Below are 14,395 nucleotides of genomic sequence, written 5' to 3' on the forward strand. Positions count from 1 at the left end.
CTCTACACTAGAGCGGTTTCAGTCTGACCGAACCATTCCATCGACGCGAAGGAGGGCTTCATGGCATTACTGATTGCGGGCATCGTATTGTTTATCGGCATTCATCTCGTTCCCGTGCTGACCGGGCTGCGCAGCCGCCTGTTCGGCGCGCTCGGCGAGAAGCGCTACAAGGCCGTGTTTTCGATGGCATCGGCGCTCGGCCTGGTGCTGATCATCATCGGCTATGCGCGCGCGCCGGCGGAACCGCGGCTGTTCGCGCCGTTTTCCGCCGCCATCATGGCGGCGCCGCTGGTGATGCTGTTGAGTTTCGTGCTATTCGCGTCGGCCAACATGAAGACCCACATCCGCAGCCGCCTGAAGCATCCGATGCTGCTCGGACTGCTGCTGTGGTCCGGCGTGCATCTGCTGGCCAACGGCGAATTGAGGACCACGATCCTGTTCGGCGCCTTCCTCGCGTATGCGGTGATCGATCTGATTTCGGCCACCAGCCGCAACGCGGTCAGGCAATTCACGCCGGTGGCGCGCCAGGACCTGATGGCCGTCACCGGCGGCGTGTTGCTGGCGCTCTTGGTGATGACCTTCCATCGCCAGCTGTTCGGAGTGGCCTCGGTGCCCTGGGGCACTTGAGAACTCGAGCACATAATGGTCAGCCGGCGTCGAACTCTTCCGCCAGGAAATCGATGAAGGCGCGCACCCTGGCGGGCAGGTTGCGCCGGCTGGCATAGAACACGAACAGATCGGCCGGCGCCAGCGTGTAGTCGGGCAGCACGATGCGCAGCCGGCCGCTCTGCAGGTACTTCGCGACATCCCACTCGGAGCGCACCAGGATGCCGTGGCCTTCCAGCGCCCAGTTCAGCACCACGTCGCCGTCATTGCTCGACAGCCTGCCGCCGACTTTCACCGTATCGCTCCTGCTTCCTTTCTGCAGCCGCCAGACGCCGTGCGCATCGTCGTTCTGGCGGTGGACGATGCAATTGTGGCCGGCCAGTTCCTCCGGCGCGACCGGCGTGCCGTACTTCTTCAGGTAGGTAGGCGCGGCGCACAGGAAGCGCTTGTTCGACATGATGCGGCGCGCGCTCAGCCGGGTGTCGGGCAGCTCGCCGAAGCGGATGCCGAGATCGAAGGCTTCCTCCACCAGGTTGATCGGCCGGTCGGTCAGCTGCAGCTGCACGTCCACCTCGGGATAGCGACGGGCGAACTTCGACACCAGCGGCGCGATGGTGGTGCGGCCGAAGCCGAGGGTGGCATTCACCCTGAGCAGGCCCTGCGGCGCATCGCGGCCTGCGCGCAATTGCTCTTCCATGTCCTTCATCGCCCCCAGGATGCGGCTCGCATGCTCGAGATACAGTTCGCCTTCGCTGGTCAGGCTCAGGGTGCGGGTGGTGCGATTGACCAGCCGCACGCCGAGACGCTGCTCCATCTGCGCCAGGCGCTTGGTGACCGCCGGCGGGGTGATGTCGAGCTCGCGCGCGGCGGCCGACAGGCTGCCCTTGCGCGCCAGCACGCTGAAAAACGCGAGTTCGGAAAGATTGTCGTTTTTAACCATGGGTGAAAGATGCTTTGAATCTCAGGAAATTATACGCAGCCGCGCGCGGTCTACACTGGCGCCGTTCCTGATTCCTTTCCGAGGCCGCCATGAAGATCGTTGAAATCCGAGAAAAAACCCTTCCCATCAGTTCCAGCATCCGCAACGCCTACATCGACTTCAGCAAGATGACGCTGAGCCTGGTCGCGGTGATCACCGACGTGATACGCGACGGCAAGCCGGTGGTCGGCTACGGCTTCAACTCCAACGGCCGCTACGGCCAGGGCAACCTGATGCGCGAGCGTTTCATCCCGCGCATCCTCGCCGCCGATCCGGCCTCGCTGGTCAATGACGAGGGCAATAATCTCGATCCGCACAAGATCTGGGACTGCATGTTTACCAATGAAAAGCCGGGCGGCCATGGCGAGCGCTCGGTTGCCATCGGTACCATCGACATGGCGGTCTGGGATGCGGTGGCGAAGATCGTGAACAAGCCGCTATTCCGCCTGCTGGCCGAGCGCTACGGCGACGGCACGGTCAACAAGGACGTGTTCGTCTATGCGGCGGGCGGCTATTACCATCCCGGCCAGGACCTCGATGCGCTCAAGGATGAAATGCGCAGCTATCTCGACCGCGGCTACACCGTGGTGAAAAAGAAGATCGGCGGCGCCTCGCTCGACGACGACCTGCGCCGCATCGACGCGGTGCTGTCGGTGCTGCAGGATGGGCAGAAGCTGTGCGTGGACGCCAACGGCCGCTTCGACATGGATACCTCGATCGCCTATGCGAAGGCTTTGTCGCAGTACGACCTGTTCTGGTACGAGGAAGCGGGCGATCCGCTCGACTTCGAACTGCAGGCGGTGCTGCGCAATTACTACGACAAGCCGATGGCCACCGGCGAAAACCTGTTTTCCATGCAGGATGCGCGCAACCTGATCCGCTACGGCGGCATGCGCGCCGACCGCGACTGGCTGCAATTCGACTGCGCGCTCAGCTATGGCCTGGTGGAATACCTGCGCACGCTAGCCATGCTGCGCCAGCACGGCTGGTCGCCAAGCCGCTGCATCCCGCACGGCGGGCACCAGATGTCGCTCAACATCGCCGCCGGACTGGGGCTTGGGGGCAATGAATCCTATCCGGACCTGTTCCAGCCATTCGGCGGTTTTCCGGATGGGGTGCAGGTGGTCGACGGGCATGTGACCATGCCGGAACTGCCGGGGATCGGGTTCGAGGGGAAGGCGAATCTGTATAGCGAGATGCGGGCGCTGAGTGCTTAGGGGCTGAGGTCAGAAAGAATATCTCGTCGAACGACGGGCCTTGGTGCAGGCACGGAGGCCTGCACTACCTAGACCAAAAATGCTTTCCAAAAAAGACGGAAGACCAAGCCAGCGCATAGAGGCTGTTAAAAGTCCCCCTTTTGGGAACCCCGCAGGGGCATTGGCAACGGGGTCGCCTTCTTTTGCTTACCTTTCTTGGCGAGACAAGAAAAGTGAGTGGCCGCCGGGCCACCCCCGGCAAGCATCCACGAAGAGATGAGCGCATCAGCAGCGCATCGCTGCAAATCACCTTCCAGCACTTAATTCCCCGCACAGTAGCAGCGACTTGTGTTTGCCGGGTATGGCCCCGATAGGCCATTTACTTAGAGCCATGCTCCTTTGGCGTCGTTAGAACGGATTCTTTAACAGCCTTTATACGCTGCTTGATTTGCTGTTGCACACCTTGGTTTCTTGCATTCGGAGGATGGAGCTTTCACTCCAGACGTCGCAAAACACCAAAAATTGTCAAACCCACCTCATTTCTCGCAAGACATACTTTCCGCTCTGGGCTACACTCCTCCCATAGTCATGGGATAAGCATGACGCTGCCCGAGGAGGAGACAATGACGCGTTCCGTGGAAGAATGAAGGAACAGAAATGATGCGTGGCCTTATCCTGGCCTTGGCGTGCGCGGCTAATCTTGCCACTGCCGCCTCTACCGCCGCCGATGCGCCGAAGATCATGCGGCTCGCCAGCCTGGAATGGCTGCCGTATGTCGGCGCCATGCTGGACAGGGAGGGCTGGTCGGGGCATGTGGCCGCCGTGGCGGCCCGGCCCGGATACCAGGTCAGGATCGATTACTTTCCCTGGACGCGGGCGGTGCAGCTGGGCATGCGCGATGCGCAGTATGCCGGCTACTTTCCGGCGTACTACACCGAGGAAAGAGCCCGCCAGTGCCATTTCTCGCAACCCATCGGCAGCAGCACCGTCGGCCTTGCCTATCTGAAGGACACGCCGCTGGCATGGAATACCCTGCAAGACCTGGCGTCCCTGAAAATTGCCGTGGTGGCGGGATTTTCCAACGGGCCGGCCTTCGACACCATGGTGCGCGAGGGCAGACTGGCGGTCGACGCGTCGCCGAACGACATGCTGAACCTGCGCAAGCTGCTGGCCCAGCGTGTCGATACGGTAGTCATCGACAAGCTGGTGATGCGATACCTGATGCTGAGCGAGCCTAGCCTGGCGCGCGAGCGCGACCGGATTGCCTTTCATGAAAAGCCGCTGGCGGAACTGCCGCTGCATGTCTGCTTCCAGCGTACTCCGGAAGGCAGGGAAATGCAGCAGGCATTCAACCGGAGCCTGCAGGACATGCCGCTGAAGAAGCTCGAAAGCGAGTACTTCCAGCAGCTCGAGCGCAAGGCGCCGCCGCTGCGGTAAGCCTGAAGCACCAGGATCCGACAGTTTTACAGTGACTCCACAGCACAGTTCGCATTGCCATCATCATTGCCATGAACAACAACAATCCAGCCGATGATCTTGAACAAACGCTACGCGCGATCGAGGCCGCCTATGCAGCCAACCTGCCGTCGCGGCTTCAGAGCCTGAGCGACGCACTGGAACAATGCATCCGTGAACCGGCGGCAGCCGAGCACCTGAATGCGCTGCTGGTCAAGCTGCATGGCATGGCCGGCTCGGCAGGCACATTCGGCTTCGCCAGGCTGGGCCAGCAGGCCAGCGACCTGGAAATTCGGCTGACGGCTTATATCAAGGACGTCAAGAGCGGTGCCAGTCATGATTTTTCGCCGCTCGCCGCCGGCATCAAGGAGTTGCTGCGCTGGGCGCTTATCAATCCGAAGGCTGGTGAGGGTGTGCCGGAGGCGCAAGCAAATGTTCCGGTCAGTCACGCTGTGGAGCAGGACAATGCCGATGGCGGACGCCTCATCTATCTGGTCCATGACAACGCCGAATCGGTCGCCGACATCGCGGCGCAATTCCAGTATTTCGGCTATGAAGTCATGACCGCCGGCGGGCTGGAAGAGCTGGAACAGGCAATCCGCCGCCGTCCTCCGGCTGCGGTGGTCATGGATCTTGCCTTCCCATCCGGGATACTGGCCGGCGCGGAGCAGATCGCCCGCATCAAGGCGGTCAGCGAACACCGTTTCGCCCTGATCTTCATTAGCACGCGCAGCACCTTCGAGGCGCGCCTGGCGACCGTCAAGGCCGGCGCCGACGGCTATTTTTCCAAGCCGCTGGACATGGTGGCGCTGGTTGACCTGCTCGACCGCCTGATCGCGCGCGAAGAAGACGAAGCAAGCCGCATCCTGATCGTGGATGACGAAGTGGAGACCGCCGACTATCACGCGACGCTGCTGCGCCAGGCCGGCATGGACGTGCGCACGCTGTACAAGGTGGAGAACATCCTGCAGGTGATGGGCGAATACCGGCCGGAGCTGATCCTGATGGATGTCTACATGCCTGCCTGCGACGGCATCAACGTGGCGCGCGTGATCCGGCAGGATGCGCTCTATCTCGACGTGCCCATCGTCTTCCTGTCAAGCGACAGCAACCTGGACAACCAGCTCAACGCCATCGCTTCCGGCGCCGACGATTTCCTCAACAAGCCGATCCAGCCGCTGCACCTGATCTCCGCCGTGACCAGCCGGGTCAAGCGCTATCGCGACCTGCGCAGCCTGATCATGCGCGACAGCCTCACCGGCCTGTTCAATCACTCGGCGGTAAAGGAACAGCTGGCGCGCGAACTGGCCACCGCGCGCCGCATGCAGAAACCGCTGTCGCTGGCGATGCTCGACATCGACCGCTTCAAGAGCGTCAACGACACCTACGGCCATCCGGTGGGCGACCAGGTGATCCGCGCGCTGTCGCGCCTGCTGCAGCAGCGCCTGCGCCGCAGCGACATCATCGGACGCTACGGCGGCGAGGAATTCGTGGTCATCATGCCGCATACTCCGGCGAGCGCGGCGCTGCCGGTGCTCGACCAGATCCGCACCTCCTTTTCCAACATCCGCCACCATGCGGAGCACCAGGATTTCACGGTCACCTTCTCCGCGGGCGTGGCCGAAATCGGGCCCGATATCGATGCCGAGGAATTGCTGCGGCGAGCCGACGCGGCGCTCTACCAAGCCAAGGCCGGCGGCCGCAACCTCATCGTCAAGGCCTGAACGCCGAACGCGATGCACGCCATGCCAACCATGCTTGACGTACGGCATCTTCACCATGCTTGAATAAGCCGCGCCGCCGTCTTTTTGTTTCGCTGTGCGGTTTTCTAACGCGAAAATTGAAACTGGAATAGTATGGAGGCCAACGCCGATTCCTTTCCTTCATTTCTGCCGATGAACAGCATGAGCAATCAACTCCCCATCGAAGCCATCCTCGAAGAAAGCTTTCATACCCTGCCGAGCCTCATCCACCTGCATGCGAAGGCAAGTCCGGACCATCCGGCGCTGGTGCAGGATGGAAAAGCAATCAGCTATGCCGAACTCGACCAGCTGATGGATCGCGTCGCCGCCGCACTGCAGCGCGACGGCGTCAAGCCGCGCGAGGCCGTCGCCATCTGCGCCGGCACTTCGCTATTCTATGCGGCGGTCTTCCTCGGCAGCCTGCGCGCCGGCGTCGCAGTGGCGCCGCTGGCCCCGTCGTCGTCGCCCGAAAGCCTGGTCACAATGGCCGGGGACGCGGATGCGCGGCTGCTGTTCGTCGACAGCGCGGTCGCGCAGCAGCTCTCGCCGGTGCGCGGGCAGCTGTTCATGCCGGTCATCGCGCTCGACGGCAGCGATGCCGGGCAAGCGGTCGATGCCTGGCTGGCGCCGGTCGGCAGCAAGCCGCAGGAAGTCGATATCCAGCCGGACTGGCCGTTCAACATCATTTACTCCTCCGGCACCACCGGCGCGCCCAAGGGCATCGTGCAGCCGCATTCGATGCGCTGGACCCATGTTCAGCGCGGCCGCATCAACGGCTACGACGAGAATGCGGTGACGCTGATCTCGACGCCGCTGTATTCCAACACCACGCTGGTGTGCTTCTTCCCGACCGTGTCGCTGGGCGGCACCGTGGTAATGATGGCCAAGTTCGACGCCGGCGCCTATCTGGCGCTGGCGCAGCAGCACCGCGTCACGCACACCATGCTGGTGCCGGTGCAGTACCAGCGCATCATGGCACGCGAGGATTTCGGGCAATTCGACCTGTCGTCCTTCCGCATGAAGTTCTGCACCAGCGCGCCGTTCTCGGCGGCGCTGAAAGCCGATATCCTGCGGCGCTGGCCGGGCGGCCTGATGGAGTACTACGGCATGACCGAGGGCGGCGGCACCTGCGTGCTGGCTGCGCACGAGCATCCGGACAAGCTGCACACCGTCGGCCAGCCGGCGCCGGGCCACGACATCCGGCTGATCGACGATGCCGGCCGCGAAGTGGGCCCGGGCGAACTCGGTGAAGTGGTCGGCCATTCGCCGGCGATGATGGCCGGCTACCACAAGCAGCCGCAGAAGACGGCCGAGGCCGAGTGGATCGATCCGAGCGGCAAGCGCTTCATCCGCACCGGCGACATCGGCCGCTTCGACGCCGACGGCTTCCTGACGCTGATGGACCGCAAGAAGGACATGATCATTTCCGGCGGCTTCAACGTTTATCCGAGCGACCTGGAAGCGGTGCTGCACCAGCATCCCGACGTGGTCGAGGCGGCCGTGGTGGGCGTGCCGTCGGTGAAGTGGGGTGAAACCCCGGTGGCCTTCGTTGTGGTAAAACCAGGTTCGTCGCTGGATGCGCCGGCGCTGCGCGCCTGGGCCAACGAGCGGCTGGGCAAGACACAGCGGCTGGCCGCAGTCGAACTGGCCGAGGTGCTGCCGCGCAGCGCCATCGGCAAGGTCCTCAAGCGCGAACTGCGCGACGGCTTCGCGACGAAGCTGGATTGAGGCCGGCTTGAGGCCGATGCGCCCGGCGCGGGAGAACCGGGCGCCATGACAATTTTTGAATGAAATCAGAACAACGCACAATGCAGGATCCATCCCTTTTCAATACGCAGGAAGTGCTCGATCTGCTCAAGCTGGAGCAGATCGGCGCCGACTGCTACCGCGGCCAGAGCCACTTCATGGGCAGCCCCAACGTGTTCGGCGGCCAGGTCGTCGGCCAGTCGCTGTATGCGGCGGGCATAACGGTGCCCGAGCGGCGCGTGCACTCGCTGCATTCGATGTTTCTGCTGGCGGGCAATTTCCGCCTGCCGATCGACTATGAAGTGGAAAGGGTGCGCGACGGCGGCTCCTTCAGCACGCGGCGGGTGGTGGCCTCGCAGGAGGGGCGGCGCATTTTCGTGATGTCGGCTTCGTTCCAGCAGGAAGAGGAGGGACTGTCGCACCAGAAGGCGGCGCCGGCCTCGTCGGACCCGGAAACCATCGCTTCCAACATCGAGGAATGGAAGCGTTTGCCGCCCAATCCCAAGCGTCCGTTCATGCCGACGCCGGTCGATTTCCGCGCCGATTTCCAGGGCGACATCCTGAGCGGCAATGACGGCAAGACCACCCGCCAGATCTGGACCCGCGCCCCGGTCGCGCTGCCCGACGACAGGCTGATGCACGAGTCCCTGTTCGGCTACGTGTCGGACTACGGCTTGCTGTGGACCGCGCTGCAGCCGCACGGCATCCGCGTGGGCGACCCGCGCCTGCAGATTGCGAGCCTCGACCACACCATCTGGTTCCACCGTGCGTTCCGCATGGATGAATGGCTGCTGTTCGCCATGGAAACGCCGAACGCCTCCGGCGGACGCGGCCTGTGCTTCGGCCATGTGTACAACCGCCAGGGCGCGCTGGTGGCGAGCATGGCCCAGGAAGGCCTGATCCGGCTGCGCGACAAAAAGTCCTGACAGATCCGGCCTGCCGCTGCAGCAGGTACACTGTTGCACTTTTTAGGAACTGGAATGGAATTCGTCTTGTCGCCGGAGATCTTGGCCGGCCTATTCGCGGCGGCGGCCATCGCCGGCTTTGTCGATGCGATCGCCGGCGGCGGCGGCCTGATCACGATCCCGGTGCTGCTGCTGGCGCAGGTGCCGCCGCTGCATGCGCTGGCCACCAACAAGCTGCAGAGCAGCTTCGGCTCGCTGACCGCCTCGCTGATGGTATTGCGGCGCAGGCTGGTGCGCTGGTCGCAGATGCGGCGGCTGTTCGTCTGCTCGCTGATCGGCTCGGCCTTCGGCGCGTTCGCCGTGCAATTCGTCAGCGCGCAGACGCTCGATATCGTGATCCCCATCGTGCTGGTCAGCATCGCGATGTATTTCCTGCTGGCACCGAATGCCGGCGCGGTGGAACGCAAGCCGCGCGTCAACGAGGCCGCCTACCAGGGCGTGGTGGTTCCGGGCATCGGTTTCTACGACGGCATGTTCGGCCCCGGCACCGGTTCCTTCTTCTCGCTGGCCGGCGTCGCGCTGCGCGGCCACACGCTGCTGACCGCCACCGCCCAGGCCAAGGTGCTCAACTTCGCCAGCAATGTTGCCTCGCTGGCGGTGTTCGTCGCCGGCGGCAAGGTGCTGTGGACCGCCGGCGCGGCCATGGTGGCCGGCCAGATACTGGGTGCCTGGGGCGGCTCCCACGCGATGGTGCGCGGCGGCACCAAGCTGATCCGGCCAATGATCGTCACCGTGTGCGTGATCATGCTGGGCCGCTACCTGTGGCAGAAGGGCTTCATTTCTTTCTGACAACTTACTGCTGCGGTGCTTGCAGAAGCGGAATGCGTGCCCATGTAATTGACTCCAGATTTTTTGTGTCGCGGTCATTTCACCGATCAAAGGCTTGCATGTCATGAAACAGCTCAAGCAGATTCCGCTTTCCATCCTCGATCTCTCCCCCATCACCCAGGGCAGCACCGCGGCCGATGCCTTCCGCAACACGGTCGACCTGGCGCAGCATGCCGATCGCTGGGGGTACAACCGCTACTGGGTGGCCGAGCACCACGGCATGCCCGGCATCGCCAGCGCCGCAACGTCCATCCTGATCGGCCATGTGGCCGCGCATACCTCGCGCATCCGCGTCGGTTCCGGCGGCATCATGCTGTCCAACCATGCGCCGCTGGTGATCGCCGAGCAGTTCGGCACGCTGGAGTCGCTGTACCCGGGCCGCATCGATCTCGGCCTGGGGCGGGCGCCCGGCTCCAACCAGCTGACGGCCCGCGCGCTGCGCCGCACGCTGCAGGGCGACGATGAATTTCCGCAGCAGCTGGCCGAGCTGCGCGCCTTCCTGCAGCCGGAAACCAGCGCGCCGCGCGTACGCGCGGTGCCGGGCGAGGGACTCGACATTCCGATCTGGCTGCTCGGTTCCAGCGACTTCAGCGCCCAGCTGGCCGGACATCTCGGGCTGCCTTTCGCCTTCGCCGGCCAGTTTTCGCCGGCCTACCTGCAGACCGCGCTGATGCTCTACCGCGACCGCTTCCAGCCTTCCGAGGCGCTCGACAAGCCTTATGCGATGGTCGGCCTGAACGTGTTCGCCGCCGACACCGAGGAAGAGGCGCGCTTCCTGTCGACCTCGCACCAGCAGAGCCACGTCAACCTGCTGCGCGGCACGCCGGGCCAGATCCCGCCGCCGGTGAAAAGCATGGACGGCCTCTGGACGCCGCCGGAACAGGCATCGGTGCAGTCCACGCTGCGCGCCTCCATCACCGGCGACCCGGCCATGGTGCGCGAGCAGCTGCAGTCCTTCCTCGAGTCCACCCAGGCCGATGAACTCATCATCAATTCCATGATCTTCGATCATGCGGCACGCCTGCGTTCGTATGAAATCATCGCGCAGGCCTGGCAGGGCTAAATAGGTCAGCGAAGATACGGAGACAGCGATGTACATGGTGTACTGGACCGAAGTGGCCAATGGCGAATCCTTGGCGCAGGGCAGGGATTTTCCTTCCGAAGAGATGGGCTCCGCCCTGAAGTTCATGGAGGAATTGCGCACCAGGCAACGCGCGGGCGAGGGAATCTGCTTCGTCACCATGTCGTCGGAAAATCCGGATTCTGTCGGCCATCCCGGCGTGGCCGATCCGTCGCCGGATTACAACTGGAAGAAGCGCAGGCGCTGAAGGAGCACGATGGCAACCCGATGAACCGGAATACCCGTGCGATTTGGTCGGGCTCGGGAATGGCGGCGGCAAGTTGTGCCAAACTTCCCTTCCATCGCTTTTCCGGGAATCATTGAAGTGGAAGTCCATCAGGCCCTGCCTTATCTGCGCGAAACCCTCCTGTTTCTTGCCCTGACCGGGGTGCTCATCCCGCTGCTGCAGCGTTTTCGCATCAACCAGGTGCTCGGCTTTCTTGCCGCCGGCACCCTGGTCGGGCCTTTCGGCCTCGGCCTGTGGACGCAGGAGATGCCGGCCCTGGCCAACTTCACCTTTCCTGACCGCAGCGGGGTCGCCGCGCTGGCCGAATTCGGCGTGCTGTTTTTGATGTTCATGATCGGCCTGGAGCTGTCCGCCGAGCGGCTGTGGGCGCTGCGCCGCTGGGTGTTCGGCGCCGGCACCGCGCAGGTGGCGATCAGCGCCGCGCTGATCGGGCTGCTGGCCTGGCTGTTCGGCAATCCGGTGGAAGTCGCGGTGATTCTTGGCGTGGTGCTGGCGCTGTCGTCGACCGCGGTGGTGATGCAATTGATGAACGAGCAGCGCACGCTTGGCACGCCTCTGGGCCGGGCCGGCTTTTCCATCCTGATGCTGCAGGACCTGGCGGTGGTGCCGCTGCTGATCCTGATGGGCGTGCTGGCCAAGGGCAGCAGCGAAGGCGTGGCGTCGCTGGTACTGCTGACGCTGCTCAAATCGGTGGGCGCGATCCTGCTGATCTACCTGCTCGGCCGGCGCGTGATCCGGCCGATGTTCCATGCCTTCGCCCGCCAGCGCCAGCCGGACGTGTTCATGGCGCTGACCCTGCTGAGCACGCTCGGCATCGCGGCGCTGACCGAGATGGCAGGCCTGTCGATGGCGCTCGGCGCCTTCCTTGCCGGCCTGCTGCTGGCGGAAACCGAATTCAAGCATGAAGTGGAAGTCACCATTGAGCCATTCAAGGGCTTGCTGATGGGCCTGTTCTTCATGTCGGTGGGGATGGCGATCGACGTCCGGGAAATCATGAAGGCGCCCCTGCTGCTGCCGCTGTCGGTGCTGGGCCTGTTCGCCATCAAGACCGCGGTAATTGCACTGATCCTGCGCATCGGCGGCTTCGGCTGGGGCAGGGCGATCGAGGGCGGCACGCTGCTCGGACAGGGCGGGGAATTCACCTTCATCGTGGTCGGCCAGGCGATTGCCACGCAGCTGATGCCGGAGCCGACCGGACAGTTCATCATGCTGGTGGTCAGCCTGAGCCTGTTCGCCACGCCGATGGTGGCGAAGGCGGGCGTACTGCTGCGCGCCTGGCTGGAACGGTCCGCGTCGTCCTCACCCGAGGGCATGGCAGGAGCGGCGGAGGTGCCGCAGCCTGCGGCAGGCCGCATCATCATCGCCGGCTACGGGCGCGTCGGACAGCTGGTGGGGCAGATGGCGGCGGCGCAAGGCATTCCGTATGTAGCCTTTGAAACCGATGCGCGCCTGGTCGGCAAGCTGCACGCACTCGGCCTGCCGGTGTATTTTGGCGACGCCGCCCGGCTGGAGCTGCTGCGCACCGTCAAGGCCGAGGAGGCTGCCGCGATCGTGCTGACGATGGACCATCCTGCCTCGGCGCTGCACGCGGTCAAGGCGATCCGGCGCGAGTATCCGCGCATTCCCATCTATGCACGTTCGCGCGACGAGAAACATGCGGTGGCCTTGCGCCATGCGGGCGCGACGCAGGTGATTCCGGAAACGCTGGAAGCTGGCCTGCAGCTGTCGGCGCTCGTGCTGCAGGGCCTTGGCATGTCCGAAGGAGGCACCGCGCATGTGATCCAGCTGGAACGCGAACGCCGGATACAGGAAATCAGCTAACCGGCCTTCGCCAGCAGCGCCTGCGCGGTGTCGCGCGCGCTCGGCAGAAAGCGGGCGATGGTGGACAGCAGTTCATCCTCGGCGACCGGCTTGCCGAGATAGGCATCGCAGCCAGCCCAGCTGCCTCGGAACCTGTCGAAGGCCGAGGCACGGCTGCTGAGCATCACCACCGCGGTGTCGCGCGTCGCGCTGCTGGACTTGATGCGCTTGCATACCTGGTAGCCGTCCATGCCGGGCATCAGGATGTCGAGAAAGAGGCAGGTGTAGGGCTTGACCTGCGCCATGTCGATCGCCTTCTCGCCGCTTTCCGCATAATCCACATCGAACCGGAACGGCGCCAGCCGCGAACGCATGAAGGCGCGCACCGTGGCGCTGTCGTCGACCACCAGCACCGATTCCCGCGGACCGGACTCCTCGAACAGCGGCCGGTGCGGCGCATGGCGGTCGCAGGCGCGGCGCGAAATGCCGCCCCGCCATTCCAGGCCGCCGGTATTGCTGCGCCGCGCACGCTCGTTGAGGGCCAGGCGCATCTGCAGGTCAAGCTGCTCGAACAGCCGCATCCAGTGAATCGGCTTGGTGACCAGCGGCCAGGGCAGGGCCTCCTGCTGCCTGCCGATCAGCACCGCCGGCACATGCGCGCTGGGGCCGCGCCCCTGCAGCTGCCACATCGCCAGTGGATTGTCGGCATTGACAAGGTAGATATCGGTGCGCTCCTGCGGCGCTGCGGCCGGGGCATAGTGGAAAGGCCGGCGGCCGGTCAGGCGGAAGGTGGAGGTCAGCAGGCTTGTTTCGGCGTCGCTGAAGCCGATGGTCTCCAGAACGAAGCGCTGGCCGATGGAAGAATCGTGATGAGGTGAAAAGGGCATGTTGATGGACGATGACTACACTTTTCCGTCAAGAAAGAGAGTTTTGCCGCCATTGATTGCACAAATGATAACAGAGGTAGTGCTATCGTCCACGATAAACTTCGTCACGTGATCTGAATGTTGCTTGGATGATGTTGTGATGTCGCGGAGCGATCAAACGCCTTCGATTTTATCGCTCGATCCGGATGCAAAGTTCGCATACTCCTTCAATTCCTTAGGTCGGAAGAAGCCATCCTTATTCAAATCGGACTTGGATAAGTCGCCCGTGGCCAACAGCATCTTGATCGAGTCCTGTACCTCCTTCGGGGCGCTGATCTCTTTGCCCAGAAGAGGGCTATGAAAACTTTTCCCGTCTGCGAGAACCTTCATAGCATCCTCGTTCCAGCCCGCGTCAGGGCTAACCTTACCGTAAAGATTTTCCATGTAGATGGCAAGGTTCATTGCTGCGATCTTGACCTGCGATGCTTGGTCCGGATTGGATGACACCAGGCCTTTCGTCTCGGTAGAGGACGTGGATGCCTGCGTGTTCTTTTCAACACGGGGCGGAACCATATTGGAAGAAGTACTGAAGTTAAGACTGGAAGCCATTTCATTCTCCTTGGGAATTTGAGTAGGAATATGTCATCTCGGGCTCGTCCGGCGCAGCCTCAGCAACACCGGTCCACAAGGCGAAGCCTATTTTCGACTTGCATAACAAGACCACCGAAGCGATGACGCGCCGTCCGAGTGAGGCTATGACCTACATGGGTGGAAATGAAGCGGCAGGCGGTTCCTGAAACATTTCCGCTTATTACGCAACTCAGGTATCGACTGACTCGACATCT

At 63.3% G+C, this 14,395-nt stretch carries 13 protein-coding genes; 10 read left to right on the forward strand and 3 right to left on the reverse strand.

Features of this window, described 5'->3' with window-relative positions; genetic code table 11:
• Positions 1 to 60 precede the first annotated feature (60 nt).
• A complete protein-coding gene (locus RY831_RS15780; RefSeq protein ID WP_326507327.1) occupies positions 61 to 627 on the forward strand; it encodes an NnrU family protein in 567 nt (188 codons plus the stop codon).
• A 19-nt stretch (positions 628 to 646) separates the two neighbouring features.
• Here the strand turns inward: RY831_RS15780 and RY831_RS15785 are convergent, their stop codons facing one another.
• Complete coding sequence (locus tag RY831_RS15785; RefSeq protein WP_326507328.1) at positions 647 to 1,546, reverse strand: LysR family transcriptional regulator; 900 nt, start codon at positions 1,544 to 1,546, stop codon at positions 647 to 649.
• 89 nt (positions 1,547 to 1,635) lie between these two features.
• On the opposite strand from RY831_RS15785, the gene RY831_RS15790 reads away from it, so the two are divergent.
• The 9 genes from RY831_RS15790 to RY831_RS15830 all read left to right on the forward strand — a co-directional run bounded on the left by RY831_RS15790 (position 1,636) and on the right by RY831_RS15830 (position 12,705).
• Entirely contained in the window at positions 1,636 to 2,802 is a 1,167-nt protein-coding gene (locus RY831_RS15790; protein ID WP_326507329.1) for a mandelate racemase/muconate lactonizing enzyme family protein, read from the forward strand.
• Positions 2,803 to 3,438: 636 nt separating this feature from the next.
• Positions 3,439 to 4,218 carry a substrate-binding periplasmic protein gene (locus tag RY831_RS15795; RefSeq protein WP_326507330.1) on the forward strand — a complete coding sequence of 260 codons (780 nt, stop codon included), beginning with the start codon at positions 3,439 to 3,441 and terminating at the stop codon, positions 4,216 to 4,218.
• A 71-nt stretch (positions 4,219 to 4,289) separates the two neighbouring features.
• Positions 4,290 to 5,960 (forward strand): GGDEF domain-containing response regulator, encoded by a 1,671-nt coding sequence (locus tag RY831_RS15800; RefSeq protein WP_326507331.1) that lies wholly within the window; start codon positions 4,290 to 4,292, stop codon positions 5,958 to 5,960.
• Between the two features lie 180 nt (positions 5,961 to 6,140).
• Positions 6,141 to 7,706 carry a class I adenylate-forming enzyme family protein gene (locus RY831_RS15805; RefSeq protein WP_326507332.1) on the forward strand — a complete coding sequence of 522 codons (1,566 nt, stop codon included), beginning with the start codon at positions 6,141 to 6,143 and terminating at the stop codon, positions 7,704 to 7,706.
• Between the two features lie 80 nt (positions 7,707 to 7,786).
• Positions 7,787 to 8,650, forward strand: coding sequence for an acyl-CoA thioesterase (locus tag RY831_RS15810; protein ID WP_326507333.1), 864 nt, complete (start codon positions 7,787 to 7,789; stop codon positions 8,648 to 8,650).
• A 54-nt stretch (positions 8,651 to 8,704) separates the two neighbouring features.
• A complete protein-coding gene (locus tag RY831_RS15815; protein ID WP_326507334.1) occupies positions 8,705 to 9,478 on the forward strand; it encodes a TSUP family transporter in 774 nt (257 codons plus the stop codon).
• 103 nt (positions 9,479 to 9,581) lie between these two features.
• A complete protein-coding gene (locus RY831_RS15820) occupies positions 9,582 to 10,580 on the forward strand; it encodes an LLM class flavin-dependent oxidoreductase (RefSeq protein ID WP_326507335.1) in 999 nt (332 codons plus the stop codon).
• Between the two features lie 28 nt (positions 10,581 to 10,608).
• Positions 10,609 to 10,845, forward strand: a complete 237-nt coding sequence (locus RY831_RS15825) for a hypothetical protein (RefSeq protein ID WP_326507336.1) — start codon at positions 10,609 to 10,611, stop codon at positions 10,843 to 10,845.
• A 117-nt stretch (positions 10,846 to 10,962) separates the two neighbouring features.
• Entirely contained in the window at positions 10,963 to 12,705 is a 1,743-nt protein-coding gene (locus RY831_RS15830; protein WP_326507337.1) for a monovalent cation:proton antiporter-2 (CPA2) family protein, read from the forward strand.
• Here the strand turns inward: RY831_RS15830 and RY831_RS15835 are convergent.
• Both RY831_RS15835 and RY831_RS15840 read right to left on the reverse strand, forming a co-directional pair.
• Positions 12,702 to 13,571 (reverse strand): response regulator, encoded by an 870-nt coding sequence (locus RY831_RS15835; RefSeq protein WP_326507338.1) that lies wholly within the window; start codon positions 13,569 to 13,571, stop codon positions 12,702 to 12,704. The genes RY831_RS15830 and RY831_RS15835 overlap by 4 nt on opposite strands.
• Before the next feature lie 153 nt (positions 13,572 to 13,724).
• On the reverse strand, positions 13,725 to 14,159 hold the full coding sequence (locus RY831_RS15840; RefSeq protein WP_326507339.1) for a hypothetical protein: 435 nt from the start codon (positions 14,157 to 14,159) through the stop codon (positions 13,725 to 13,727).
• Between the last annotated feature and the right edge of the window lie 236 nt (positions 14,160 to 14,395).

This window comes from Noviherbaspirillum album (assembly GCF_035916955.1).
Taxonomy (GTDB): Bacteria; Pseudomonadota; Gammaproteobacteria; order Burkholderiales; family Burkholderiaceae_D; genus Noviherbaspirillum; species Noviherbaspirillum album.

Bases quoted from the DNA above. Each gene is read 5' to 3' on its own strand.
- RY831_RS15780 (WP_326507327.1), top strand. From the start codon at position 61: ATGGCATTACTGATTGCGGGCATCGTATTGTTTATCGGCATTCATCTC.
- RY831_RS15785 (WP_326507328.1), bottom strand. From the start codon at position 1,546: ATGGTTAAAAACGACAATCTTTCCGAACTCGCGTTTTTCAGCGTGCTG.
- RY831_RS15790 (WP_326507329.1), top strand. From the start codon at position 1,636: ATGAAGATCGTTGAAATCCGAGAAAAAACCCTTCCCATCAGTTCCAGC.
- RY831_RS15795 (WP_326507330.1), top strand. From the start codon at position 3,439: ATGATGCGTGGCCTTATCCTGGCCTTGGCGTGCGCGGCTAATCTTGCC.
- RY831_RS15800 (WP_326507331.1), top strand. From the start codon at position 4,290: ATGAACAACAACAATCCAGCCGATGATCTTGAACAAACGCTACGCGCG.
- RY831_RS15805 (WP_326507332.1), top strand. From the start codon at position 6,141: ATGAGCAATCAACTCCCCATCGAAGCCATCCTCGAAGAAAGCTTTCAT.
- RY831_RS15810 (WP_326507333.1), top strand. From the start codon at position 7,787: ATGCAGGATCCATCCCTTTTCAATACGCAGGAAGTGCTCGATCTGCTC.
- RY831_RS15815 (WP_326507334.1), top strand. From the start codon at position 8,705: ATGGAATTCGTCTTGTCGCCGGAGATCTTGGCCGGCCTATTCGCGGCG.
- RY831_RS15820 (WP_326507335.1), top strand. From the start codon at position 9,582: ATGAAACAGCTCAAGCAGATTCCGCTTTCCATCCTCGATCTCTCCCCC.
- RY831_RS15825 (WP_326507336.1), top strand. From the start codon at position 10,609: ATGTACATGGTGTACTGGACCGAAGTGGCCAATGGCGAATCCTTGGCG.
- RY831_RS15835 (WP_326507338.1), bottom strand. From the start codon at position 13,571: ATGCCCTTTTCACCTCATCACGATTCTTCCATCGGCCAGCGCTTCGTT.
- RY831_RS15840 (WP_326507339.1), bottom strand. From the start codon at position 14,159: ATGGCTTCCAGTCTTAACTTCAGTACTTCTTCCAATATGGTTCCGCCC.